This is a genomic window from Paenibacillus sp. FSL P2-0121 (assembly GCF_037975345.1).
Lineage (GTDB): Bacteria > Bacillota > Bacilli > Paenibacillales > Paenibacillaceae > Paenibacillus_AQ > Paenibacillus_AQ odorifer.
In genome coordinates, this window is sequence record NZ_CP150245.1 from 5,266,249 (window position 1) to 5,292,292 (window position 26,044).

A 26,044-nucleotide genomic window follows, 5' to 3' on the forward strand; every position below is an offset into this window, starting at 1 on the left:
CAGAACCGACACGGGTTATTATAGACGTGGATTATCTACGCTCGTCACTTCTGCTTCTCATTCCGGCAAGACCCAAAAGTCCAAGCAGACCGAGCCAGCCCCAGTTAGATCCTTTGTTAGTTGCAGCATTCGTTGTTGTACTAGTTGCACGGTATTTGCCGGTCTGTGTGGTGTTGGTTGCCGGGTTGACAGTGCTGTTGGTTCTGTAGTTATTTCGGGTGTCATTGTAGTTATTGGTGTTGTAGTTGTTAGGTCTGTAATTATCATCGATGCGGATCTTATCTTTCATAATGCTCTCATGCTGATTCAGCGTTCCCGTGGTGCCGTTCATTAGATTGCCTTCCGTGTTCATCATCCGAGTGTGTTCCGCAGTCCCATCCATCCCGGTATTCGCGGCTGGGATACCGCCCAATGCTGCTGATCCCACGGCATTTGATGCATAGCTAGCTCCCATTAGACTCATTGATAATACAGTACCGCATGCAAGGCTTGTTATCAGCTTGTTCACAGTGTTATGCCTCCCTTTAAGGTTAGTTATCACTGATAATTTCCCCTTGGACGGCACTGTCTATGCATGGTGGTTTTACTCTTTTACTACATTAACTGTCTTTGTCACAGCATCATAAGTAACCTTTGCTCCAAGCGCCTCAGCCAGCGCACGTATGGGTACATAAGTTGTTCCGGTATCGAGAACGCCATCGGTAAGCTTGCGGCCGTTTAGGTTAATGGTCACTGTAACGTCTTTGTTCACCTGATCATCCCCTCCGGTAATCTTTTTTAAAGCCTCTTTGGCTTGGTCCGTCGTTGGACGTTTACCTGCCCGAAGTTGATCTATAGTTAAACCGAAAGTCATTTGCAGATGTGAATAATCTTTAAAAGAGGTCCAGTCCCCGCCCCATTCTAAACCAAGCCGCTTAGCCTCCTGTACAACCTCTTGCCAATCTGCTGTCTTATCCTTATCACCATCACGATTGATATCCCAAGAAAGGCTAGTGCCATTCGGCAGCAAAAGCGCAAAATCAAACGCAAGACCATAATTATGATAGCTGGTACCGCCTTTAGCGTTGGTAACTATCGGTCCTGGTTTGCTTCTACCCTGCGCATACAAAGCATTTTGCTCAGCAATGGTCCGTAGACCCTGAGTAATAACGATAGGGACTCCTCTCGCATGGCTTTGCTGAATCAAAACATTCGCACCTGCCGCCAAGACAGGATGAAGCCCGACCAGACGCGCCGCGGATTTTTCCCTCAATTGCTCCAAAGTCAGCATAGAATCACCCCTTTGGTATATTCAATGATGCCGCTGCCCTATTTGCCTGTACCCCTGTCCCCTTTAGGATGATTTCCACAAAAAAGGACAAAATATTTAACGAAAGGTGGGAGACATATGGATATTCATAGCGATAGCTATAAAGTTGCAGCCCTTAGTGAACAGGAAGAAGCACTGGAAATTATTCGGAATGCTGAAGCTTCCATTGCACATCTGACCGGTAATCCTACCGTTACCTTAATCGCTTATGAAAAAAGCGAAGGCAACGGTTCTCAGCATTAAACGATGTAGACCTCGACAATATCATCCACATCGATCCACTTCCATTCCTCCGCCCACTGCAGCTTAAACTCACGCGAGTGGGTGTGAATGGAAGTCACAAAACCACTTAACATCGTATTTTCAAAAGGGTCAAAAAGAATAACTGTCACTCGTACATGACTCCGCAACGACAAAGCCAGTGTACATTCAATCTCCTCCAGCTTCTGCTCATCCAGAATAGGCTTGATGCGGCGCAGCGTTTCCCGTTCATCTCTTATAATTCGTATCTTATGCTCCGGCAGCATCATGCGGCTGCTTTCCCACAGCCCGTTTTTCTCCAGCTTTTTGCCCATGGTAACCCCTCCTTAATTATATATCTATTCCTCTGAACACGAACGTATGTTTGTATTATATCCGCATCTTCGCATATTAATCAATAATCAGGAAAAAGATACCTTTTTAAGGGTCACTCTTTATTCAAAAGATGTATATTAATGTATATCTATCCAAGCTAAAATTCGCAGCAAAAAGACGCTGACAGATAAACTGCGCAGCGCCTGATTTGATTTATTCTTGAACAACGTCCCCAGACTCTGAGGTAGCCTGACCTTCGGAGTCTATAAGTCCTGTTGCTTCTCTTGCCTCGTTAAGCTTGGAAATACCGAATAACATCGCTACATCAGCGTTCTGATTCAATTCATTAAATTGCTCAGCCGTAACGTTTGCGGAATCAGCACCTTGAGAGGCCTCTTCTTTTAAAGAATAAGCACTTTCAAAGGCAACTTTAGACTCTTCGAGCAACTTACGAATGTCTTCAGGCAAGCTGGAGGAAATTTTTACTTTCTCGGCTTGATTCGATAAATCAGTTGCGGTACTCTGGAATTGCTTAATTTTCTTCTCCAACTGCTTGTCCGTGAGTTCTCCTGCTGAATAACCCGCAATGGCTTCGTTGAACTCCGCTAAAGAAGTTTTTCCTGACTCTTCAAGTTTAGACATTTCATTGTAGAAGTTTTGCACGGTCTCCTGCACTTCTTCCTCCGTGGCAGGTGCCGATGAAGTTGAATTATTGCTGCAGGCGCTAAGGATGACAGTCATCATCAGCATTCCTATTAGTAAAGCTTTTTTCATTATTTATCCCTCCACTTAACAGGATAATGTCGGTTTGTGTAAAGCGCAAATGAAATATATGTAAAATGACTGTTATGTTATAATTATTTTAATTGTGATCAGGAAAGGAGAGTATTTATGCCTTATTGCACCACCTGTGGAGCGGAATACAAGCAGGGCGCTAAATTTTGTGGAGTATGTGGAACCAGCCTTGACGGTACCGCTCCAGTAACCGCTCATCGACCCGCAGTAGATAATAATCATGTCATCCAAGAAGTCGTGCTCTGGAAAGGCAAACCTGCCGGCATCTCGGATCGACTCAAAGGAATCGTAGGACTTAACACAACTTCATATACCATTACAAGTCAGCGTATTATGGTAAAGACCGGACTTATCGGTAAAAATGTTGAAGAAATCGAATTGCTGCGCGTACGCGATTTATCCGTAAAACAGTCTATCATGGACCGGATGCTTGGCATTGGATCATTAACTGTATTTTCTGATGATGCCTCAGCGCCTCAGCTTCTTTTTCGAAAAATCCATGATGCCCAAACCGTCAAAGATGTTCTGCGCAAAGCCGTTCGTGACGAGAAGATCGCCAACAACATTAGCTACCGCGAGCAAATTTAAGACGTTCATACGTAAAAAGGCCCCGGAAAACCGGGGCTTTTTGCTTGCGCTTGCACACTTGAAGTACTCTTTTTTAAGGAAGATAAAATGCCCCCGCTGGGATAACCCCCTTGATCTGGCTCGGACTCTCCCACTGCAAAACAACCCGGGCGTCGCCCGCATTCTCATAATACTCCACCTTTATTTCATACGGCTTACCTGCAATCAGGTTTATACTCCCTTTTCGTTCCTGGCCGCTCTGATTCACCCAACTATCAATGACTAGCCCGCCATCAATCCATACCCGTATCCCATCATCAGAGTAGGAATAAATGGTATACACCTCGCTAAAAGCAGCCGTCAGCTTCCCACTCCACCGCACAGAGAATGCATCTACACGAATGGCAGGATCAGGCGAACCTTGTCTCCATGAAAAGTTAATATTGGCATCCGTTCGCAACAGTGCAGGCGTGCCGCTAAGCGTCATGTTATTGTAATATTGGCCACAGAGTCCACTCTCCAGCACACTATCCCCAATAGCAGCGAAAGCGGCGGCCTCAGCAGCATACTCCTCTCGTGTGAATACCATTTTGTCGTTCATAAAAGCTTTTATCACAGCGTCGGTATTCTTCTCATAGAGGAGTTTCCCCCAGGTCAGCTGATAAGACCATTTGGGCTGTGTTTTGGACAACAGTTCAGCAGACGGAAGCTCTCCATTCTCACCAATCGCAATCAGCTTGCCACGACCCAGATCCCATAAATTATCATAATGACTAATCTTGAAATCCGCGTCATAAATGTCGAGCGCCAGCACATCTACCTTATCACTGCCCGGATAGTATTCTGCCGGCTCATCACACCACTGATTTTTTGCATTTGGACTCCAAACCCACAATAAATTATGCAGCTTATGATAATTGGTAAAACGATCGAACATAAGGTTCCACAATGCAGCGTAATTGCTCTTTTGCCCCCACCAAAACCATCCACCATTCATTTCATGATACGGCCGCCAAAGTACAGGAACCCCTGCGTCATTAAGCTTTTTCAGCGACAGGGCCATCTTATCCAGATCAGCTAACAGAGCATTATACTGGGTGGTACCTGGGGTTATATATTTATCAAAATCAGCATTGCTTAGGCTCGTATTTACATTCCCCCAAGTTGGCGCTGTCCCCGGTAATGCAGCGTGATAACACATCGTTACGATCCCGCCGGCCCTAGACCAGCGTATCGCACTGCTGACGACCCAATTCCGTTGATTGTCAATTAGAGCCTGTGACTGATTATTGATTGCGCCCAGCTCGTAGCCATGCAGCGCAGCATATTGCCCGCTGCTATTTTTAAGCTTCTCCATGAGCTCGTCTGCACTTTCCAAATAATCATGTTGGCCGCTTATCACACCCTTTCCCTGCAAGTAATAGAGGGTATTCAGCAATAGCTGAGCCGAGGACGACAGCCCCGAATCCGCCGGAGCCATTTGTAATCTGCGAAAAGCCATCTGCCACTGCACATCGCCCACGAACCTTGATGCTGAATCAACCATCTGACGAATAATCCGCTGCTCCATCTATTCTCACCATCCTTTTAAATCTTTTTAAGTTATAGTATGGGGACAATAATGACATGAACTCAGCGAATGGACATGAAGTTGTAAAATAAGTTGGGACGATATAAGGAACTGCTGAATAAATTCACGGCTCAACAAAAAAAGGAGCTCCGCGGCTCCTCATTACTTTTTTTCTTATCTCGTGTACCTTAAAGGCAATAGTTCAGTGATTTCATATTTAGCTAATCGGTCATCCTCCGATACAATTATCTTGCAGTCTATTCCGTAATCCGCAATTAACTCTCGGCACATGCCGCAGGGAGAAACTACTTTAATCTCTTTTCCCTCGCTGTCTGGATCAGAATGCCTTACCGCAACAATCGTATCAAATTCCTTATAACCTTCGGATATCGCTTTGCCAATCACCATCGCTTCTGCACAGACTGTAATCCTCCCCATGCTGGCTTCCACATGTACCGCTGTAAAAATCTCTCCTGTTTTAGTACGAAGCGCTGCACCCACATGGTGCCGTCCCCATTCATAACGCCTGATAATTATATCTTCGGCAGCCGCAATAAGCGTCTGATCCTCAATGGTAATTATGTACTCCATATCCAGTTCCGTCCTCCTTTATTTTACCTAATTATATTAAATCGCACTGAATTATGATATAAGATATACTATTTTAAGTGCCAAAAAAGGAGGAGCAGAATTGAAAGTAAAAAAATGGATCTCCAGTCTCATCATTGTTGCATTACTTGCTTTGGCTAGTTACTGGTTTGAACAAAACGGAGAGCCTACAGACCCCTCGTCTCCATCCGATTCGAGTGTTGTTCAGCTAACCTTCCCATCAGACCGCTATCCTGAGACCGCCAAACATATTCAGGATGCCATTGCGAAAGGTGAATCCGCCACATGTACGATTAACCGAGAGCAGGCTGAAGAGAACCGTAAAGAGTCCTTAAAAGGGATTCCCACTAAAAAGGGGTATGACCGGGATGAATGGCCAATGGCTATGTGTAAGGAAGGCGGCGTTGGTGCCGACATTGAATACATAACGCCAAGCGATAACCGCGGGGCAGGAAGCTGGGTTGGCAATCAGCTGGAGGATTATGCAGACGGAACCCGGGTAGAATTTATGTTTAAATAACGGTCTGTCTGACCAGCCCCAGGCAACAGAATAGCCCCACCTGGCATTCGCCAGATGGGGCTACACTGCACATCAGCTAACTTAGAATAAGCAAGCTTTAGTGATGATAACCAGCAAGATGAAAAGTACCAGAATTGCTCCTGTTGAAGTCCAAGGACTACACACCGGACCTACTGATGCTGGACTTACTACCGGACCTACGTTACAACCACAACCATGTTCCATTCCCATTTTCAATTCCTCCTAATGATTAATGACTACAGCACAAGATATGTAAAAAGGAGATAAGCCGTTTGGGCGAATTGGCAAACAAATGCCAATCACCTAATGAATTGAAGGTGGACAGTCGATAAACAGGATATACACAAAGGAGGTGCAATATGGATATAGCTGCATTATCAATGGCAATGAGCCAAGCATCCTTAGCTCAAAATGTTGGGATACAGGTCATGAATATTGCCAAGAATCAGGCTGAAACCCAGAGCCAAACCATGGTGGAAATGCTGGGCAAAAGCGTTGCTCCTAATTTGGGAAAAACACTTGATATTAGTGTGTAATTGCTTTATGCTAAGGATACATGAGAACGAATGTTCCTGTGTATCCTTAGACTTTTTTTACTCTACATAGCCCTTCGGGCTTTTCTTTTGCGCATTTATGCGAACATACGATCCCATTAGTGATTTATTAGTGATTTATTAGTGATTTTAAACGAGGTGAATAAGTTGGAGAACATGAAATCATATTATCAAATGACTGTGCTTGAGAAATGGACGGAGGATTTATACAAGCGATTAAATCTTCATCAGCCTTCACAAATTTCAATATCGTATATTGCAGAGCGGCTTAATATCTGGGTTCATTATTTGGATGTGAGAAGCAAGAGCATTGAAGCGTCTGCAGGGATGTACAGCCTGTTTATCGACAACCGCCTTCCAGCCAATCTTCAACGGCTAGAGTTTCTTCATGAACTGTGTCACCTCCTTCGCCATGGCAGTGATAATCAGACCTTGATGCCAGAGCATTTCACGCGGGCACAGGAGGATGAATCCGAGCGGTTTATCTTGTATGCGGCGATGCCTTACTCCATGATCTCCCGCATGACATTGCCTGAGCAACGAGAGGATGCCATCTCCTATCTCGCAGCAGAATTTCAAGTTCCTGCCGAGCTGGCCTTACAGCGGATTGATCAGATCCAAAGACGTGTGTTCCAAGGGCAATTATTGGCCGTGATGGGAAGAAACGAAGAACGACTGACACATATTCGCAACGGATCACGGAGATAATAAGCTTAGTTGCAATAGTGCTCTGCATATTCATTTATGGTGGAATTTCTCGTGAGGGGGAACGACATGGAAGCCATTAAAGTAATTGAATTATTACTGACTCATCCGGATTATAATGTAGATGCAGTACACCCCGAAATCCCGGATTTCGTGGGCATTGAGACGATTGAGGTGGATCACGAAACGGGGACCTTCTCCATTTTATTGCAAGAACCCAAAGAGGACTAAAAGAGAATCATTATTCTTCATAAGTTAAAAGGCAGCAAATATAGTATGTCCCGGCAATTCTTCGTTCGCTTATGCCTGGATTACTATTGTTATTTGCTGCCTTTTTGTATAATCTGTTATGCAGATACAAACTGTATCACCAATAAGAACTAGAATAATGAATACACCGACAAAACCCCATATTAAAAACCATTAGATTTCCACCCCCGGCAGCCTTGGACTTACCTTGTTCTCCAACATCTTAATTCGCTGCTCCAGTATTTTCTCTTCCTCCTGCGTCATATATCTATGAATGACATACCAGTCTCAGTATATTATCTTATACTATATACAAATTATTTATATGGAGGGAATTAATGAAGAAAAAAACAAAACTAATCTTCATCGTTCTAATCCTTTTAATCTATGGAATAACATCCTTAGCCCTCCACTCCTTCCAAAATCATATGAACAGAGAAGTCATTCATTATCTAGTAGAGACGAGAAATTATAAGAAAGAAGATTTTGATAAAGTATACACCCAGATTGCCAAAGCTCCCCTCGTAAGTACCACGGTGATTTTTGCAGACGAACCCTACGCAAGATACTTTTATCGAAAAGAAAATGGAAGGATCTTTCAATACAGCAGGGCTCCTGTTAAAGGTAATGATCCTAGCTATACATATAAACATATCGAGGAGAATCTCCCGTGAAGGAGTTGCCCTATAAAAAAGACGCGTTTGTCCAGCAGTCAGCACTTGGCTGCTTGGGCAAACGCGTTTTTTTGATCTTCCCTGCTCTAAATAGGTAAACATCGTTTGCGTAGACAGGTGATGGTAGAGGGTTCAGGACATGTGCCGATGTACTTGATTAAAGAGAGTATGGATAAGCAACTTGAAACTTGTAACGAAGCCCCTTTTTATACATTAGGTCCACTGACTACAGATAACATTGGCGTGGTTCTTAGCAGCTATCGGACACAGTTGATCTTATGCGCGGTATAACCCTCCATTTCAAAGTGTAGCGGACCCCATAGCCTTTATTGGCATGAAAAACACCATATAAGACCTCCTTTTTAAGGAATAGCGTCACTGGAGTCCGCGAACCTGCTCAAAAGCCTATAAATATGCAAATAACGACTTCTGAGTCCGTAAGCCTCTGGAGATAATTTATGAATAGGTATTCTTTACGCTCAAACACAAAGGAATTTTCTCAGGAACAAAATGTGACCTAATGCCGTCCTAAATGGTGTTATAGGTAAAGGGGGGCACAGTATCATGCAGCGATCCATGACCCGGCCGGGAAATCATGTGATGAAGAGTTACGAAATCTACGCAGATATGCTGTTCCGGATCGCTTTGGTCCATCTAGGCAACCGGCAAGATGCCGAAGAAGCCACTCAGGATACCTTCATCAAGCTAATAGAAAAAGCGCCGGAGTTCAAAGATGCCGAACATCAGAAGGCATGGCTGATCCGGGTAATCACCAACCATTGTAAAACACTACTGGGCAGAGGCTGGCGCAAGCGCGAGGTTAAGCTGGAGAGCGCTGAGCCAATTGCGGCAGACAGCCCCGAGGATTGGGCTCTGCTGCAGTTAGTTATGGCGATGCCCATGAAGTATAAAACCGTAATCCATCTTTATTATTACGAGGACTATCCCATCCAGGAGATCAGCAAGATTCTGCAGATTAGTCAGTCTGCCGTGAAGATGAGACTTCAGCGGGGACGGCAACTGTTAAAACTGGAGCTGGAAGGAGCGGAACCACAGTGAAGGAAGATCAGTTTCGAACAACATATAAGAAAGCGGTGGATTCGATGAAACCAGGTGAAGAGATGAAAAAAGAATTGTTCAATAAAATAGAGCAGCGGCAGGAGCGGAAGCGTCCGCGCAAAACCGTTTATATCGCGGCAAGTGTCGTGCTCGCCGCAGGAATAGGTCTGGCTGGGCCAAGTATATGGCAGCAGTTGAACAGTCAGAGCTCCCCAGGGCAGGTTGCCCAGGTAACTCCGGAAGCAAGTAATGCTGCCAATTCAGGCACAGCTACATCCGGCAGCATTGTCATTCCCAAGCTGAAACTGCCAGATAAGGAGTCTGGCGTGAAGGCAGATATGATCGCCTTGGTCGTGTATAAAAATAATATTTATACACAGTCAGCGACTCGCATTGACGCTGCCGATGCTGCTGCTCTACGCGGTGATAAGTTGGGACGCACTACAGGCGGCATCAACGAATGGAGCGGTAACGACGAATATATTGAGTTAGCCTCGAACATCGGCGAAACGGATCTCTATTCCGTGAAGGGCTATGACCCCAGCTTTCTGATTATGTCCTATTCGGTAATCAACGGCGAGGTATTCGCCGAACTGTATGAGCACACCAACGGCATCACCATAAACAGCGGCGCCGACCTGTTCGGCAAGCTGAATCTTGAAGGCCGAGTTACTTCAGCTCAATGGGAAAGCTTCAACAGTTGGAACAACGGCCTCCAGCAGCAGGCGCCACTCGCCAATGGCGAGGCGCTTGATAGCTTCCTGACAGCCCTCCAAGCGGCTAAACCACTGGCAGCAGAGCCGCTGATCGAGCAAGGCATCTACGACAGCGAAGACCGTAAGATCATCTATTTACAGCTGGAAGACAACGCCCGAGTAGAGCTGACGCTGTTCGGTCAAGGACTTGTTCGCTACGGTCAAGCACCGGTATTCTTCGAGGTCGAATCCGGGGCATTCCAGCAGCTGTGGAACAGCATGAAACTTTAGGAATGCTGGTGGAAACCCAGGGATAGCGGTTGGGACTGCGATCGGGACTGTAATCAGAACTGCGATCGGGACTGTAATCAGAACTGCGATCGGGACTGCGATCGGGACTGCGATCGGGACTGCGATCGGAACTGCGATCGGGACTGCGATCGGGACTGCGATCGGGACTGCGATCGGGACTGTGATCGGGACTGCGATCGGGACTGTGATCGGGACTGTGATCGGGACTGTGATCGAGACTGCGGTTGGACTGCGATCGGGACTGCGATCGGAAGCAATTAAGGACAACGTTTCGGTCACCCTGCTCTCCATTGGACAATTTAGCTGGCTGCTAACAAAAACGGCGCTGCTTCAAAACCATTTCATGGTTTGGAGCAGTGCCGTTTTGTGCTTTACTGAATGGTTTATGAACTCGCATACTAGATATGCTGGTTGTAGAGGTGAGACTACTGATTGTTCCTTTAAAAGCTGCTTCTCATTGTAATTTCTGCAACTAAATCTGTGAGGAGCACGGCACTAACGAGCTAACGAATTAACGAACTAACCTCCTCCACCTCGAGCTATCGGACCCAGATGTCGCTATTTGCTGATTTTCAGCCTTAAGAGCATGGTTTCGGACTCCATGGACGCTAATGCCTAGAAAGAGGCTCACATGCGGTACTTTTTATGCCCATAGCGACTATGGAGTCCGTTAGAATTGCAAATGTGGAAAAAACCGCTTTAAGGGTCAGCTGTGTCCGACAGGAGAAGCATCGTTCACGTAATTGTTATCGAATCAAATTTCAAAAGAACACAGGGTCTCTCTCCACTTCCGATTGCTACAAAAAAGGAACGCCCAACATGGACGCTCCTTTTTTTCTTATTCGTCTACAAAATTCTAGCTAGTTACGCATTTACACTTTCCGTTTTACGATCCTGTCTTGCGTGTAATGTTTTCATTGCAAATCTTGCGATCGGCTGCGCAACCAACAGTTCAATCCAAAATGCTATTCCAAAGTTTCTCGGCCAGATGTGAAGGAAGTTTTTAAGTGGATCCAGGCTTATTTGTTTCGTCCCAACCCATGTGCCGATAATTGATAGTAAAATAGATAACACTGTGACATTCAATAAAGTATTCAACAGAATCCTTGCATTAAATCCATCGGTTTGTCCCGTGAATTTCGGCATCACTTTTCCAACAATCGGTCCTGCAACTAATCTTACGGATAAAACTACGATCATCCACATAAACGGAATAACCTTTAGTGTATCTATATACACTTCCTTACTGAAGCCGCGTTCCAACCCCACAATAATAGGGGCAATAGTGTTAACTGAAATGATTGAAATAATGAGTAAAAATAGTATACCTTCTTTTCCGTTTCTGGGCAGTCTTGTGTCTCCATGCATGTTTGTCATCTCCGTGAATAATATTTCAGATGGCAGACGTATCATGAGACATATATTTTTGGCCCAATAAAAAAGACCAATATCTCTACACACTGATATTATAATTATAACATTTATTTAAAATGAATGTCAGACCTTCTATTTAAAATTCTTAAAATTCTCGCTGATAACGAATAGTTACCTGCATGCGCCTTACAAGAGCAGCAGTGGCAGAGAAGTCGTAAAAATCGTCAATTGCTGTTCAACTTATAATCAAGTTACTTCAGATCATGCTGAAATTTTATATGTATTTCCCCACCTAATAAGACCCCTCAGTATTCATTTCCGCGATTTTTCTGATTCCCTTGTCCAAACACAATGAATCTCAATTCATATATATATAGCAAACTAATAAAGAGGTGAAGCTCATGGCAACAACAACAGGCATCATTACGAACACAGGGACTACCCCAGCATCCAACGTGCTCATTAATATCGATAATGACAACCTTAGTTTTTCATCTAACGTAGTCTATCACGTTTACGTATGGAATACCTTGGTTAGTAAAGGTTTAGTCTACTCCAACTCATTAAACGTTAATGCTAACACCAGCCAGTTTCTCGGTTTTAATATCGCAGGCAATTCAGCTTATGAAGTCCAATTTCTCGTAACAGGAAACGCACCGGCAGACACGATTATCACGGTGTTCGGAACGGATTCGTCAGGAAACGTCATTCCCCATCAAAGAGTGCTGCAATCCGAACTTACTTTCATAGCTCAGCTGAACCCATAAGTACCGAAAACTCTCTGACGAAAGGAGCTTAGCATGGCTAATATTCAAATTTCGCCGAGCGCAAGCGTTCAGTTTGAGCCCACCATCGCGGTAAATTGGCTTAATCCTTCAGTTATGGTTGCCGTAGCTGTAGATCTTCGATTAGGCCCTCCTAATATAGGTTTATACAAATCTATTGACGCAGGTGCCACTTGGACAACAACGTTATTGCCGTTACCGACAGGATTTGCAGGCATCGAAGCACCACATATTGATTATATTTTCCCGACCACTTTCGTGGTATTAGCCCACGCCTTCGATTCAGACGGTCTCAGCGGGTCGATCGTTTCCTATACTTCTGCCGACAATGCCTCATCATTCGGACCGCCAGTCATCGTGAATCAAGGGTTTGGGCAGTTTGTAAATGATGATCAGGTGGTCGTTGTCACCGACAAAGCTGGATCAAGTCCCTTTTTTGGAAATGTATATACTGGTTATACACATGATTACAACACACAATTCATACCGGGAAATACGATATTCTTCAATCGTTCCCTAGATAACGGTAGTACCTATTCCAGTCCCTCCCTGCTGTCTTCGGTCGAAGAATTCGAAGAATTCCCCGGTATAGCAATTACATTAAATGGGATTGTTATCGTGGGATGGATCAATCAGCCTCCCGGTAATACTGATCTTAAAATTCGCACATCCTCAGACGGTGGGGTCATTTTTACTCCTGAAACCATGGTCGCCAGCGTTGTAGTCCCACCAGATCCATTGCCGGGATATACATTTAGATGTCTGACATACCCTTCCCTCGCAGCAGATATTTCTAATGCACCGACGACGCGAGGTAATGTCTATGCTGTATGGCAAGATTTTCGAGAAGGTTATTCCGATATTTTTCTTGCCACTTCCACCAATTTTGGTGTGGATTGGGGGGCACCAATATCCATTACAGGTAGTCCGGTGGGCTCCCAAAACTTTTTCCCAGCCATCACCGTATCCCCTGCGGATGGTGCAATATTCGTTACCTATTACACTAATCGAGTCAACCCCCTCAACCTTGATGTTTATCTAGCAACATCTAGAGATGGCGGTATGACGTATACAAACACCCGGATAACAACAACTTCCTTTGACGTCACCGGCATCCCCCTAATTGGGGACTACATCGGTAATGCCATCGTCCCCCAAACAGGCCGTCTAGTGAGCGTATGGACAGACACGCGGACCGGTACTGAGAACATCTGGTTTGGGGATAATCAATAAGCTATTAATCAACTTCTGATGATAAATTAAAAGGCTGTTAAGTTAGTATATCTACTTGCAATAAAGGATGCCGAGCGAATATGCGGCATCCTCTATTGCTTCTTATCAAAATTCAGCATTAACCTGTTCAAAGAAATCATCAATTTCAGCGTATTGGACATGCTTTTAATTCAATCAAAATCTACGGCGTATGGTGCTTGCTACTTAATAGTCTATATGTCATGACTGTCCCCTTTCCTCTACAAGAGTAGGGCAATTCCACAGAATACATACTTTTTACCGTTTTCCAGATGATCTGTGATAAAACCAGAGGATCTAATAACGCCGTGACCAAAATGTGATCACGCTGGAAGAACTACCTACTGCATTTCAACGTAAACATAACATTGTCTACATAGGATTGTATACTATCCCGGAACTGAACCATCCATAAGGTTGGCTCGCTGCGGACAGCAGTATTTACAGGGTTTATCGAATAAGCAAAAACAGACCCGTATACATTTGAAGCGCCCCCTCTACCTATCTCAAATAAAACACTCCCCGGAGATCCGATTGCAAAATAAAAACACGCCTATAAGAGCGTGTTGTCACAATGTTTGTTGCGATGCATGGTTCTTATGAACTTTTGCAGAATCATTACTTATAGACTTCATTTTCTAAAATAATAACTTGTTCCTCATTTGAGGACTTCCCTATTTGTTTCGTATTTTCAACCAAACGAAAAATATTATCACAACATTGTTTAGCACCCATTACTAATAAAGGAACACCAATAAAATCAATCATTAATCCTCTTGAGAAGAACCCTCCGATTGACATCAGAATGGGCACCGTGGGTGAAGTATTAGAGAATATTATTTTTTCTTCAAAATGATGTTTACTTTCAAGTAATAAACTCAGGTCTCTTAAAGCTGGGACTACAAGTTTTGATGACTTCCTACCGATTGTATAAACTGCGTCTCCATTTTCATCAATTCCGTGAAAAATAATCTTACCAAAATCATTTTTCGTTAACTTATTAAAAAATTTAACATTCAATATTTCCTCTGAAGTTAATTTCCGCTCAGACTGAGTAATTTGTTTTAAATGATATGCTGCTGCTAAAGAAGTCGTATGTGTCCCACCATAATCATTATAGATATAAATCATAATATCATCCTTCATATTTTTCTCTTATGATTATATCCATTTTATAATGGTGTAATTCGTTTTATTAATTTCAAACCCTAATTGCAGAGTATGGTCTTACTTCCCTTAATAAATACCCTATTTAATTTAATAGGCATTATTATACTTTTCATATTCAAATATTAGGAATGACCTTAAGGAACGCTACACGCAAATTGAGGCTTATTAAAAAATATGGAGACTCATATAAGGATAATGATTTAGTATGTTGCTACCTTGGCAAAAAGTTATACAAAACCAAAACGAATTACTGAAGGTATGAACGTACTAGTACGTAAAGCAGGCGTCAAAAAAAAGATTCCACGACCAGTGAAATAATTTCCGTTAGCAAATCCGTTAGCAAGCTCAAAATCCTGGTCTTTATCCATTCTATTTTCTTAATATCACAAAGCCTACAGACAGCAAAAAACCCTTACAAAGTAAGGGTTTTTGATAAGTGGGCCCTGAGGGACTCGAACCCCCGACCAATCGGTTATGAGCCGACCGCTCTAACCAACTGAGCTAAGGGCCCGGATCTAAAAATATCCGAATGTACAATTGCTGTTGTAATAAAATTGGTTGCGGGGGCAGGATTTGAACCTGCGACCTTCGGGTTATGAGCCCGACGAGCTACCGGGCTGCTCCACCCCGCGTCAGAAATAATATTCAAACAGCGACAATAAATAATATACAGTACAAAATGGGTCTACGTCAAGGATGAATTTGTAAAAGTTCTCAAGGCAAAAATCTAACCCCATATCTTCCTTTGCGGGATCGATAAATCTCCACAAAACTTGGGTCATGATAGCCATAAATCCAGCCATCTTGCTCCAGTCTTTTTGCCAAACAGCCTGCTTGAAATCTCGTTCTGAACAGTTTCGCGAAGTATATCCAATTCATGATGCCCTCTTCTCCTTTTCGCAAATTAATCTTACGCTGCTCTGAACTTATCATGCCCAAGTTCCACAAAATAAGCCACCGGAAATCCGGTGGCTGCTACATATTCCAAAACTCAATCCCCTATGGAGTCAAAATAATATGTGGGATCTTTTTCGAGCGTACCCAGCATCGTATTCCCTTGCTTCTCCCAAGCTTTAAGTGCACTCTCGACCGTTCTCTTGCCCTGATAAACTTCTGTGAACAGTTGGCGCCCAACATCATTAACACGGCTAATTCCAGGCTTCTGTGTTTGTAGGACGTTCATCAAAGGATCATTGGCTGGTAATGGTTTAAGCGTATAGAAGGACTCCAGATTTACTGAAGGTACTTTCGTAGTAATGTAATCCTTACGGGAAGTTAGTTCCCCGCGGGTATGGGCTTTAATTTTAGCTACTTCATTACTGTTGACGAATTTGATCAAATCCCACGCATCTTCCTTATTAGCAGCCATAGTGTTGATAGCCATCATATTACCTACCCAAGTACCTACAGCCACTCCTGGTTTCTCCTTAAAAGTAGGTACGGTAACGAAACCCCAATCGACAGGATTATAATTTTTAATTTTTGCTGCATTGCGGCTCACACCTGCAAGCTCATTAAGATAATCGTATTCTCCAATTACCATTGCAGCTTTTCCGGTAAGGAAGAGATCCCCTTGGACAGGACTATAGGTACTCCGTTCTGTTTCTATAAAATCCATACCGTTTAACCCAGGTGTAATTTGCTTTTTCACCAATTGGCTGTAGGTCGTCCAAGCTTGACTCCACTGTGTTTGGTTTACCTCCATCTTATGTCCCTTGTTGTCATACATAGCAAGCTCCAGCGGTGAGACATAGGTCTGCATATCCCAGAAAGGATCGCTCATATAACGGTTCATCGAAAAGCCATATATACGCTTATCTTTATTTGTCGATTTCTTGGTCACCTTTTCGGCCAGCGCGAACACTTCATCCCAAGTCATTCCATCTGTCGGATAACCTACACCAGCAGCATCAAAAATACCTTTGTTAAAATATAACGCACTCGACATAAAAGTCGGCGCTAACGCGTAAAGACTTCCTCCACCCAGCTCACGAACTCCACTTAGCATCGTAGGCGCCATATTGCTTAAATCATATTGATCTCGTGCGATAAGCGGCTCCAGCGGTTGCACCAGATTATGTTCCACCAAACTCTTCACCAATGTACTATCACCGACGATTACATCAACCGGCTGTGCACCGCCCATAATTGCTCGGATATTCTCCAGATTATCTGGGTTAACCTCTGGATAGGTGCTGTCAAAACGAAGCTCATTCATATTGATGGCTGGAATAATCTCAAGTTTGATTTCAGGATGCTGCAATTCATACATATCTGTAAACTGCTGACGAAAAGAAGAATCGTCCTCTCCAGACCAGAGGCTGCCAATACGTAACACGCGCTGTTCTGCAGATGGCTTAGAAGCCTCCGCCCAGGCTGTATGCCTGCTTTCAGAAATTAAAGGCAATAGGAGTGCTGCACATATTCCAAAGCTTAACCAGCGCCGCCATAGCCTTCTATTATTATTTATATGATTCATTCTTGAACCCTCCCATAAAATACTCAATCCATCCACCTTATGAATAATTACCCATAATTCTAGTAACAGTATATAGCTTTATTCAGGAGGGGAAGTTACAGGCTGTTTAAAGTTATGCTACGATTTCTTCATATTATTTCTATAAAAAACGTTCCGCGAGTTTCCTAAGGATACTGAAATGCCCTTCTGCGACAGGATAATTGCACTTTGTGCAACTATTACAGCTGAGTGTGTTGTGCTTCTCCTTTTAATTGCACTATGTGCAGTTAAAAAACGTTATTAGGTGCTTTCAGCGGATTTCAGGCTGATTTAATTGCACAAAGTGCAACTATATCGCCAGATCCTCTAAGGAAGGTTAGTTTAAGTGCAGAAACTACAACTATTCTGCGTTTGAGACGACAGCGCAATGGAATCACCGGGTGTCAGAGCGTTCAGAGCGTAGAGCGATAGCGCATAGCAGCAGAGTTTCAGAGTATCAGAGTGTTCAGAGCCAGATCATAGAGCGATAGCGCATAGCAGCAGAGTTTCAGAATCCCGAGTGTCAGAGACGCAATATACCAGAGCAACAGAACGCAATATACCAGAACGACAGAGCGCAGGTCAGCCAAGTGTCAGAAATTGATTGTAAATGTAATGTGAATGTAAATACAAACACCAAAACCCTACTCTCCACTCTACTTTTCCTTTTACCAATACAGCATTCGCCTTCCCTACTAACTAACCTGCAGCTTTCCTGTGACCGGCACAAATCGCCCTTCTACGACAGGATAATTGTACTTTGTGCAACTATTAAAGCGGAGTGTGTTGTGCTTCTCCTTTTAATTGCACTATGTGCAGTTAAAAAACGTTATTAGGTGCTTTCGGCGGATTTCTGGCGGATGTAATTGTACAAAGTACAACTATATCGCCAGATCCTCTAAGGAAGGTTAGTTTAAGTGCACAAACTGCAACTATTCGGCGTTTAAGACGACAACGCGATGGAATCACCGGGCAGAGTATAGTATTCCAGAGTGTCAGAGCGTTCATAGCGCAGAGCGATAGCGCATAGCAGCAGAGTATCAGAGTGTTCAGAGCCAGAGCATAGAGCGACAGCGCATAGCAGCAGAGCGTCAGAGCGTCAGAGTGTTCAGAGTGTTCAGAGTGTTCAGAGTGTTCAGAGTGTTCAGAGCCAGAGCGTATAGCGATAGCGCATAGCAGTAGAGTTTCAGAATCCCGAATGCCAGAGTTTACACCTGCCGCGGCTGGATCATTGCATCTTTTTGCAATAAATAGCAGCATACTTCATGCAACTACACAGCTGAGTGCGCTTTACGCTTTCCTTTTTATTACACTCAATGTAGTTAAAAAGAAAAGCCTCCCACCAAAAAGTGAGAGGCCCGTCCAAACTATAATCAGATATTTAGTTTAAACGCCAAATGCGGAAGGATCTTTTCTCCAAGATTTCAGCAGTTCCACATCTGTAGCTGCGATCTTGCCTTGTGTAAGAGCCACATCAATCAATGTGCTGTAGTTGGATAAGCTTTGTAATGGCATTTCAGCTGCGGCAAAAGCATCCACCGCACGGTCCAGCTCGTAGCTGAAGATTGCCAATACAGCCAACGCTTCTGCGCCTGCTTCTTGCACAGCTTGAGCTGCTTTGATGGAGCTTCCGCCAGTGGAGATCAGGTCTTCGATAACGACTACCTTTTGCCCCGGCTTAATCAGTCCTTCGATCTGGTTCTGCTTGCCGTGACCTTTAGCTTTATCGCGGATATAAGCCATTGGCAGATTAAGTTTATCAGCTACCCAAGCTGCGTGAGGAATGCCTGCGGTTGCTGTACCTGCGATCACCTCTGCGTCTGGATACTGGCTTTTAATAAGCTCAGCGAAGGCATCAGCAATATAGTTACGTACCTCTGGGTAAGCCATAGTCAGACGGTTATCGCAATAGATCGGGGATTTAATACCAGAGGTCCAGGTAAAAGGCTCCTGCGGACGTAGTGCCACTGCTCCTATCGTAAGCAGATAACTTGCTACTTGTTCACTTCTATTTAATGTACTCATGCTAGGGTCATCTCCTCAATAATATTTAGTGCTGCTTGACGTGGATCAGCCGCAGTTGTAACAGGACGGCCCACCACCAGAAAGTGGCTGCCTTGCTGAATGGCTTTGCCCGGCGTCATCACCCGGGACTGGTCACCTAGGGATGCACCTGCTGGCCGGATACCAGGTGTAACTGTACAAAATGCGGGCCCACAAGCCTCTGCGATCGCTGAAGACTCTTGCGGTGAAGCCACTACCCCATCCAGACCTGCAGCGGCTGCCAGCTTAGCGTATCTGACCACAGTATCTTCTACTTCTCCTGCGATTCCAATTTCGTTATTCATCACTTCTTGGCTCGTGCTGGTCAGCTGTGTAACTGCGATAATCAAAGGCATTTTAAGCGCAGCATTCGCATTAACTACTGAAGCAGCGCCTTCCCGGGCTGCAGCCATCATCGCTGAGCCTCCTGCGGCATGTACGTTAAACATATCCACACCGAGGTTCGTAAGGCTTTCTGCCCCGCCTTTTACCGTGTTAGGAATATCATGCATTTTGACATCTGCAAATACAGAATACCCCCGAGATTTCAGTTCATTAATGAATTCCGGTCCGGCTGCATAAAAAAGCTGCATTCCCACTTTCATATAACAAGGAATCCCTTCCAGCTTGTCAATCAAGGTTCTTGCCCCTGCAACATCAGGGTAATCTAAGGCGATCATCAAGCGATTCGCCATTTCATTCCACTTTGCATCTCCCTGTCCCATAACCGTTCTCCCATCCAGTGCAGACTTAAATCCACACTCTTCATTTATTAGCCCCTAGGCATAGCGGAACGGTCTGCGTAAACGCAAACCGCCCTATACATCTTTATGAGATTAGTTTAATTGACCGACAAAAGCAGGCATGGACTGTGACGAGAAGTTGATCGTCTGCAGCATTCTGAGCAGTGCCGTTACTGTATCGAGTGATGTCATACATACGACGCCATTCTCAACCGCTTCACGACGGATACGGAATCCATCACGCTCTGGTGTTTTCCCTTTAGTCAGTGTATTAAAGACGAAGTTGGCTTGCCCACCACGAATCAAGTCGAGAATGTTCGGCGCACCTTCATCCAGCTTGTTTACGTTCATTACGTTGAGACCTGCTTCTTCAAGCGCTTGAGCGGTGCCTCCGGTAGCAATGATCTTGTAACCCAGCAAGTGGAAGCCTTTCATAAGCTCTACAGCTTCTGCTTTATCTTTATCTGCCACTGTAACGATGATAGCGCCGGTTGCTGGAATTTTCATTCCTGCTCCGATTAGACCTTTATACAAAGCTTTTGCATACAATTTATCTCGGCCCATAACTTCACCCGTCGATTTCATTTCAGGTCCGAGCGTTGGTTCTACTCTACGCAGCTTGGCAAAAGAGAACACCGGCACTTTAACCGATACATAATCACTTTCCGGCCATAGACCTTCTGTATAACCGTCATCTTTCAGCTTGCCGCCGAGAATGATTTTGGTTGCCAGATGCGCCATTGGAATTCCAGTTACTTTACTCAAGAATGGAACCGTACGCGATGAACGTGGATTTACTTCAATTACGTACACTTCATTTTGATAGATTACGAACTGGATGTTGACCAGACCAATCGTTTTCAATTCCTTAGCAATCTTGATTGTGATCTCAGCAATTTTTGCTTTCAGACCTTCATCCAGATATTGCGGAGGATATACAGCGATGGAGTCACCGGAGTGAACACCGGCACGCTCAACATGCTCCATGATCCCTGGAATAACTACCGTCTCACCGTCACAAATTGCGTCTACCTCAACCTCTTTACCTAACATGTAACGGTCAATCAATACCGGATGCTCCGGATTTACCTTAACCGCTTCTACCATGTAGCTAAGCAATTCCGCATCATTATATACAATTTCCATTGCGCGTCCACCCAGTACATAGGAAGGACGTACCAACACCGGATATCCAAGCGATTGTGCAGTTTCTACTGCTTGATCTACGTTGATAACCGTCTTTCCTTTTGGTTGGGCAATATCCAGACGAGCCAACAAAGCTTCGAATTTCTTCCGGTCTTCAGCTTCGTCAATACTGTCTAGGCTAGTTCCGAGAATCTTAACGCCAGCCGCACTTAGTGGTGCAGCAAGGTTAATGGCTGTTTGGCCTCCGAACTGTACGATAACCCCAATCGGATTCTCTTGCGCAATTACGTTCATTACATCTTCAAAGAACAAGGGTTCAAAATACAACCGGTCCGAAGTATTAAAGTCGGTAGATACAGTCTCAGGGTTATTATTGATAATAACCGCTTCATAACCTGCCTTCTGAATCGCCCACACCGCATGCACAGTGGAGTAATCGAACTCAATCCCTTGGCCGATCCGGATTGGACCCGATCCAAGCACGATAACCTTTTGTTTATCGGAATGAATGACCTCATTTTCAGTCTCATAAGTAGAGTAGTAGTAAGGTGTAGAAGCTTCGAACTCAGCTGCACAGGTATCTACCATTTTGAATACAGGCGTTAATCCTCGCTCTAAACGAAGCGCGCGTACATCAGCTTCTTTGGTGTATTTACCGTTTGCTTGTCCTTCTGCACGTATCTCAGCAATCGCACGGTCTGTAAAACCTCTGCGTTTAGCTTGATACAAGGTTTCTTCTGATAAGCTTTCATCCCCACGGATGACCTCTTCAAAGTTGATCAGTCCCTCGATTTTGGACAGGAACCACCAGTCTACGTTAGTAATGTCTTGAATCTCTTGCAAGCCAAATCCGCGGCGGAAAGCTTCAGCGATCAAGAACAACCGCTCATCATCAGGTTTTGCCAGACGTTCACGCAGGACGCTTTCTTCCAGATCCTCAGCGCCCGGCAGACGGAAACGGTGTACACCGATTTCCAGGGAACGAATTGCTTTATGAATGGACTCTTCAAAGGTACGACCGATGGCCATAACTTCTCCAGTTGCTTTCATTTGTGTGCCCAGCTTACGGTTCGCATGAATGAACTTGTCGAACGGCCAGCGTGGGATTTTGCTTACGATATAGTCAAGTGTAGGCTCGAAGCAAGCATAGGTCTGTCCAGTAACTGGATTGACGATTTCATCGAGTGTGTAACCAAGTGCGATTTTGGCAGCCATTTTGGCAATCGGATAACCAGTTGCTTTCGAAGCCAAAGCCGAAGAGCGGCTGACACGTGGATTTACTTCGATTACATAATATTGATAGCTTTGCGGATCCAGTGCGAACTGCACGTTGCAGCCACCCTCGATATTCAGCGCACGAATGATTTTGAGTGAAGCGCTGCGCAGCATTTGATATTCACGGTCGGATAAAGTTTGGCTAGGTGCCACAACGATACTGTCACCCGTATGCACACCTACCGGGTCAAAGTTCTCCATGTTGCAGACAACGATACAGTTGTCATTCGCATCACGCATAACCTCGTATTCAACTTCCTTCATGCCGGCAATACTTTTCTCCACCAAACATTGTCCAATTGGACTATAACGAATACCTGCTTTGACAGTCTCAAGCAGCTCTTCTTCGTTGTCGCAGATCCCGCCGCCGGTGCCGCCAAGCGTATAGGCTGGGCGTACAATCAGTGGGAAACCAATTTCCTCAGCGAATTTCATCGCTTCATCTACTGTGGTAATAATAGTGCTCTCTGGTACAGGCTGTTCCAATTCGCGCATCAAATCGCGGAACAAATCGCGATCCTCTGCTTTTTCAATGGATTCAAGCTGGGTACCTAGAAGCTTAACATTCTCTTGTTCTAGTACTCCTGCACGAGCCAATTCTACAGCCATATTAAGACCTGTCTGTCCTCCCAAAGTTGGCAACAAGCCATCTGGGCGCTCCTGGCGGATGATGCCAGTTACGAATTCAAGGGTAATCGGCTCGATATAAACTTTATCAGCCATATTGGTGTCAGTCATGATAGTCGCTGGGTTACTGTTGATCAGCACAACTTCCACGCCTTCTTCTTTCAGGGCCTGACAGGCCTGAGTTCCGGCGTAGTCAAATTCTGCGGCTTGCCCGATAACAATCGGTCCAGAACCAATTACTAATATTTTTTTAAGCTTTTCATTCTTAGGCATGTTATAGAGCTCCTTTCACGGCTTCAAGCTGTTTTACTGTAGGTTTTGGCGCCGTGATTCTGGCGTTTGCCGCAAGCTGCGCCTGGCGCGAGCTTACAGGTGTGTTAGCTTTATGGTCAGCGATCATCTGTAAGAAACGATCGAATAAATAGCTGCTGTCATGAGGTCCCGGTGCTGCTTCTGGATGGTACTGTACTGAAAATGCAGGGTAACGGGTATGTTTAAGTCCTTCAACGGTCTTATCATTATTATTAATGTGAGTAACTTCTAGATCCGTGCTCTTCACAGAATCTTCATTCACTGTGTAGCCATGGTTCTGAGAAGTAATGAAGCAACGTCCGCTCTCCAATTCTTTAACCGGATGGTTACCGCCACGGTGCCCGAATTTCAGCTTCTCTGTATCCGCGCCACAAGCCAGTGCAAACAGCTGGTGACCTAAGCAGATGCCGAAGATTGGGTATTCACCAAGCAATTCCGAGATCGTCTTCACTGCGTGTGGGACGTCTTTCGGGTCCCCAGGGCCGTTGGACAGCTGGATACCATCTGGATTGAGGCGACGAATCTCATCAGCGGTTACGTCATGAGGTACAACTACAACGTCACAACCGCGATTGTTCAACTCGCGCAAGATACCAGCCTTCGCACCGTAATCTACAAGCACGATGCGTTCTTTAGTTCCTGGGCTATTGTACATGCTTGGAGTAGATGTGCGAGCTACCTGATTGCGCAATTCTTCAATTGAGGTGTCGCCCATCATTTCCATCAATTCCTCTACACGTTTGTTAGAGGTAGTCAGGATCGCCTTCATTGTTCCGTAGTGGCGAATAATCCGCGTCAACATCCGGGTATCAATCTCGCTGATTCCAGGAATATCATATTCTTTCAGCAGGTCGTCCACACTGTATTCTGCGCGCCAGTTACTTGGAACTTCTTCATGACGACGCACTACAAAACCGTGTACGAAAGGTCGAACAGATTCGAAATCATCCCGCGTAATCCCGTAGTTCCCGATCAATGGGTACGTCATGGTAACGATTTGTCCGCAATATGAAGGGTCAGACAGCACCTCTTGATATCCTGTAATTCCTGTGTTAAAAACAACCTCGCCTGTCTTTTCACCTTCAGCGCCAAATGCGGTACCTGTAAATAAAGTTCCGTCTTGAAGCAGCAATCTCGCCTGCATTCCCTTCCACTCCTTCATGTTCTGTAGTCTGATACGTATGCCTTGCATGCCTTCCGGAGTGTACGCGCTCAAATTGCTGATCTGTAAAGATCAGCAATTTCGCCTCACCAGTCCGCTAGTTTTTCTCAGTCCATACGGCTTTGCCGTCCACCCAAGTTTTTACTGGCCAACCCTTAAGCTTCCAGCCGCCAAAAGGAGTGTTACGTCCTTTGCTTGCGAAGGAACTTGGGTCTACTTCTTTTTCCTGCTCCAGATCGATCAGTGTCAAATCTGCAGGAGCTCCGATCTCCATAACCCCGGTGTTCAATCTGAATACCCGTGCAGGATCGGCAGTCATTCTTTGTACAAGTAAGGATAAATCCCATTTTCCGGTTTCTACAAACGCCGTGTATAAGAGTGGGAAAGCTGTCTCGAATCCAACGATACCAAAAGGTGCCAACTGCATTCCTTTAGCTTTCTCTTCCTCACTATGTGGCGCATGATCTGTAACAATCATATCTAGTGTGCCATCAAGCAACCCTTCGATACACGCTTCAACATCGCGGCGGGAGCGCAGCGGCGGGTTCATTTTCCAATTGGCATCCAGGCCTGGAATATCGTCTTCAGCAAGAAGCAAGTGATGCGGACATACCTCAGCAGTTACTTTAATGCCGATCTCTTTTGCTTGGCGAATCAGCCGCACCGACTGTTCAGTACTGACATGGCATACATGGTAATGAACGCCTGTCGCTTCTGCCAGCAAAATATCGCGTCCAACATGGATCGCTTCTGACTCATTCGGAATTCCTTTGAGGCCATGCTTCTTAGCGAACTCACCTTCAGCTACACAGCAGCCTTCAACCAGTGAATTATCTTCGCAGTGGGCAATGACTGGCATATCGAGCGATGCTGCGATGTTCATTGCATCTTTCATCATTTGAGCACTTTGTACGCCCACACCGTCGTCTGTATAACCAATAGCTCCAGCTTCTTTGAGCGCCGCAAAATCCGTCAACTCACGTCCGAGCTCATTTTTCGTAATGGCTGCATAAGGAAGCACTTTAACTAGTCCTGCTTCACGCGCCTTGTCTTTCACAAATTGCACGATCTCCGGGCTATCTGTCACCGGACGAGTATTTGGCATACATGCAATGGTTGTAAATCCGCCTTTAGCAGCTGAGCGACTTCCGGTTTCCACTGTTTCCTTGTGTTCAAATCCCGGTTCACGCAAGTGCACATGCATATCAATGAGTCCCGGAATGAGCAGCTTACCTTCAGCATCAATGATCTCCGTGGCTTCTCCGATAGCTTCATTTCCGTCGATTATAGCCGAGATCACACCCTCCTGAAGTTCGATGTGTTTGCGCTCAAGCAAGCCTTCCTTATTCAATACGCTGGCGTTTCTAATAATCACTGTCATGATTCTACCTTTACCCTCAGATCACAGCTGCGGGCCCTCTCGTTATTATATAATAAAAATTCA

27 protein-coding genes, 2 tRNA genes and 1 pseudogene are annotated in these 26,044 nt (G+C 44.9%); 12 read left to right on the plus strand and 18 right to left on the minus strand.

What is annotated here, in order from left to right; all coding sequences use genetic code 11:
* Nucleotides 1-31: 31 nt before the first annotated feature.
* Together MKY54_RS23275 and MKY54_RS23280 are read right to left on the minus strand one after the other, a co-directional pair.
* The gene (locus MKY54_RS23275; RefSeq protein ID WP_076136668.1) at nt 32-508 is read right to left on the minus strand and encodes a WGxxGxxG-CTERM domain-containing protein; all 477 of its coding nucleotides are present in this window, start codon (nt 506-508) and stop codon (nt 32-34) included.
* Between the two features lie 75 nt (nt 509-583).
* Entirely contained in the window at nt 584-1,270 is a 687-nt protein-coding gene (locus MKY54_RS23280) for a M15 family metallopeptidase (RefSeq protein WP_076220018.1), read from the minus strand.
* Between the two features lie 117 nt (nt 1,271-1,387).
* Here MKY54_RS23280 and MKY54_RS23285 point away from each other — a divergent pair, with 117 nt between their 5' ends.
* On the plus strand, nt 1,388-1,552 hold the full coding sequence (locus MKY54_RS23285) for a hypothetical protein (RefSeq protein WP_169744799.1): 165 nt from the start codon (nt 1,388-1,390) through the stop codon (nt 1,550-1,552).
* On the opposite strand, the gene MKY54_RS23290 is transcribed toward MKY54_RS23285, so the two are convergent.
* Nucleotides 1,549-1,884 carry a YolD-like family protein gene (locus MKY54_RS23290; RefSeq protein ID WP_076185234.1) on the minus strand — a complete coding sequence of 112 codons (336 nt, stop codon included), beginning with the start codon at nt 1,882-1,884 and terminating at the stop codon, nt 1,549-1,551. The genes MKY54_RS23285 and MKY54_RS23290 overlap by 4 nt on opposite strands.
* A gap of 214 nt (nt 1,885-2,098) precedes the next feature.
* Nucleotides 2,099-2,659, minus strand: coding sequence for a hypothetical protein (locus MKY54_RS23295; RefSeq protein WP_076128860.1), 561 nt, complete (start codon nt 2,657-2,659; stop codon nt 2,099-2,101).
* A gap of 117 nt (nt 2,660-2,776) precedes the next feature.
* Between MKY54_RS23295 and MKY54_RS23300 the strand changes: the two genes are divergently transcribed.
* Nucleotides 2,777-3,268 (plus strand): PH domain-containing protein, encoded by a 492-nt coding sequence (locus MKY54_RS23300; RefSeq protein WP_339188114.1) that lies wholly within the window; start codon nt 2,777-2,779, stop codon nt 3,266-3,268.
* 73 nt (nt 3,269-3,341) lie between these two features.
* Here the strand turns inward: MKY54_RS23300 and MKY54_RS23305 are convergent, their stop codons facing one another.
* Nucleotides 3,342-4,817, minus strand: coding sequence for a glycosyl hydrolase (locus MKY54_RS23305; RefSeq protein ID WP_339188116.1), 1,476 nt, complete (start codon nt 4,815-4,817; stop codon nt 3,342-3,344).
* Between the two features lie 174 nt (nt 4,818-4,991).
* The gene (locus MKY54_RS23310) at nt 4,992-5,408 is read right to left on the minus strand and encodes a cytidine deaminase (protein WP_339188118.1); all 417 of its coding nucleotides are present in this window, start codon (nt 5,406-5,408) and stop codon (nt 4,992-4,994) included.
* 100 nt (nt 5,409-5,508) lie between these two features.
* Between MKY54_RS23310 and MKY54_RS23315 the strand changes: the two genes are divergently transcribed.
* Complete coding sequence (locus tag MKY54_RS23315; RefSeq protein WP_076128851.1) at nt 5,509-5,946, plus strand: NucA/NucB deoxyribonuclease domain-containing protein; 438 nt, start codon at nt 5,509-5,511, stop codon at nt 5,944-5,946.
* An 81-nt stretch (nt 5,947-6,027) separates the two neighbouring features.
* Here the strand turns inward: MKY54_RS23315 and MKY54_RS23320 are convergent, their stop codons facing one another.
* Complete coding sequence (locus MKY54_RS23320; protein ID WP_155288175.1) at nt 6,028-6,177, minus strand: hypothetical protein; 150 nt, start codon at nt 6,175-6,177, stop codon at nt 6,028-6,030.
* A 149-nt stretch (nt 6,178-6,326) separates the two neighbouring features.
* Here MKY54_RS23320 and MKY54_RS23325 point away from each other — a divergent pair, with 149 nt between their 5' ends.
* The 7 genes and pseudogenes from MKY54_RS23325 to MKY54_RS23355 all read left to right on the plus strand — a co-directional run bounded on the left by MKY54_RS23325 (nt 6,327) and on the right by MKY54_RS23355 (nt 10,194).
* Complete coding sequence (locus tag MKY54_RS23325) at nt 6,327-6,503, plus strand: YjfB family protein (RefSeq protein WP_076098563.1); 177 nt, start codon at nt 6,327-6,329, stop codon at nt 6,501-6,503.
* Nucleotides 6,504-6,677: 174 nt separating this feature from the next.
* Complete coding sequence (locus MKY54_RS23330; RefSeq protein WP_036683410.1) at nt 6,678-7,229, plus strand: ImmA/IrrE family metallo-endopeptidase; 552 nt, start codon at nt 6,678-6,680, stop codon at nt 7,227-7,229.
* A 66-nt stretch (nt 7,230-7,295) separates the two neighbouring features.
* Entirely contained in the window at nt 7,296-7,457 is a 162-nt protein-coding gene (locus MKY54_RS23335) for a hypothetical protein (RefSeq protein ID WP_155288176.1), read from the plus strand.
* A gap of 356 nt (nt 7,458-7,813) precedes the next feature.
* Complete coding sequence (locus tag MKY54_RS23340; protein ID WP_076279280.1) at nt 7,814-8,149, plus strand: DUF3139 domain-containing protein; 336 nt, start codon at nt 7,814-7,816, stop codon at nt 8,147-8,149.
* A 96-nt stretch (nt 8,150-8,245) separates the two neighbouring features.
* Nucleotides 8,246-8,383: pseudogene (locus tag MKY54_RS23345) on the plus strand (phosphomethylpyrimidine synthase ThiC); the annotation flags it as partial.
* Between the two features lie 330 nt (nt 8,384-8,713).
* Nucleotides 8,714-9,208, plus strand: coding sequence for a sigma-70 family RNA polymerase sigma factor (locus tag MKY54_RS23350; protein WP_076136658.1), 495 nt, complete (start codon nt 8,714-8,716; stop codon nt 9,206-9,208).
* Complete coding sequence (locus tag MKY54_RS23355; protein WP_339188120.1) at nt 9,205-10,194, plus strand: hypothetical protein; 990 nt, start codon at nt 9,205-9,207, stop codon at nt 10,192-10,194. Before MKY54_RS23350 ends, MKY54_RS23355 begins: the two co-directional genes overlap by 4 nt.
* 885 nt (nt 10,195-11,079) lie before the next feature.
* On the opposite strand, the gene MKY54_RS23360 is transcribed toward MKY54_RS23355, so the two are convergent.
* Nucleotides 11,080-11,583, minus strand: coding sequence for a hypothetical protein (locus MKY54_RS23360; RefSeq protein WP_076185238.1), 504 nt, complete (start codon nt 11,581-11,583; stop codon nt 11,080-11,082).
* 407 nt (nt 11,584-11,990) lie between these two features.
* Between MKY54_RS23360 and MKY54_RS23365 the strand changes: the two genes are divergently transcribed.
* Together MKY54_RS23365 and MKY54_RS23370 are read left to right on the plus strand one after the other, a co-directional pair.
* Entirely contained in the window at nt 11,991-12,356 is a 366-nt protein-coding gene (locus MKY54_RS23365) for a hypothetical protein (protein WP_076128842.1), read from the plus strand.
* 207 nt (nt 12,357-12,563) lie between these two features.
* A complete protein-coding gene (locus MKY54_RS23370) occupies nt 12,564-13,607 on the plus strand; it encodes a sialidase family protein (protein WP_254857084.1) in 1,044 nt (347 codons plus the stop codon).
* A gap of 636 nt (nt 13,608-14,243) precedes the next feature.
* On the opposite strand, the gene MKY54_RS23375 is transcribed toward MKY54_RS23370, so the two are convergent.
* From MKY54_RS23375 to MKY54_RS23420, 10 genes are all read right to left on the minus strand, one after another.
* Nucleotides 14,244-14,756 carry a DUF3189 family protein gene (locus MKY54_RS23375; RefSeq protein WP_339191266.1) on the minus strand — a complete coding sequence of 171 codons (513 nt, stop codon included), beginning with the start codon at nt 14,754-14,756 and terminating at the stop codon, nt 14,244-14,246.
* Nucleotides 14,757-15,232: 476 nt separating this feature from the next.
* Nucleotides 15,233-15,306, minus strand: a tRNA-Ile gene (locus MKY54_RS23380).
* Between the two features lie 44 nt (nt 15,307-15,350).
* A tRNA-Met gene (locus MKY54_RS23385) sits at nt 15,351-15,427 on the minus strand.
* A gap of 82 nt (nt 15,428-15,509) precedes the next feature.
* Nucleotides 15,510-15,674 (minus strand): hypothetical protein, encoded by a 165-nt coding sequence (locus MKY54_RS23390; RefSeq protein WP_167347621.1) that lies wholly within the window; start codon nt 15,672-15,674, stop codon nt 15,510-15,512.
* A gap of 112 nt (nt 15,675-15,786) precedes the next feature.
* Nucleotides 15,787-17,274 carry an extracellular solute-binding protein gene (locus MKY54_RS23395; protein ID WP_339188124.1) on the minus strand — a complete coding sequence of 496 codons (1,488 nt, stop codon included), beginning with the start codon at nt 17,272-17,274 and terminating at the stop codon, nt 15,787-15,789.
* A 1,404-nt stretch (nt 17,275-18,678) separates the two neighbouring features.
* A complete protein-coding gene (gene pyrE, locus MKY54_RS23400) occupies nt 18,679-19,317 on the minus strand; it encodes an orotate phosphoribosyltransferase (protein WP_076128834.1) in 639 nt (212 codons plus the stop codon).
* Nucleotides 19,314-20,060, minus strand: a complete 747-nt coding sequence (gene pyrF, locus MKY54_RS23405) for an orotidine-5'-phosphate decarboxylase (RefSeq protein ID WP_076185241.1) — start codon at nt 20,058-20,060, stop codon at nt 19,314-19,316. Before pyrF ends, pyrE begins: the two co-directional genes overlap by 4 nt.
* A 111-nt stretch (nt 20,061-20,171) precedes the next feature.
* Nucleotides 20,172-23,399, minus strand: coding sequence for a carbamoyl-phosphate synthase large subunit (gene carB, locus MKY54_RS23410; protein WP_339188125.1), 3,228 nt, complete (start codon nt 23,397-23,399; stop codon nt 20,172-20,174).
* A gap of 1 nt (nt 23,400) precedes the next feature.
* On the minus strand, nt 23,401-24,582 hold the full coding sequence (carA, locus tag MKY54_RS23415) for a glutamine-hydrolyzing carbamoyl-phosphate synthase small subunit (protein ID WP_051491286.1): 1,182 nt from the start codon (nt 24,580-24,582) through the stop codon (nt 23,401-23,403).
* A gap of 115 nt (nt 24,583-24,697) precedes the next feature.
* Nucleotides 24,698-25,981, minus strand: coding sequence for a dihydroorotase (locus tag MKY54_RS23420; protein ID WP_076128828.1), 1,284 nt, complete (start codon nt 25,979-25,981; stop codon nt 24,698-24,700).
* Nucleotides 25,982-26,044 lie beyond the last annotated feature (63 nt).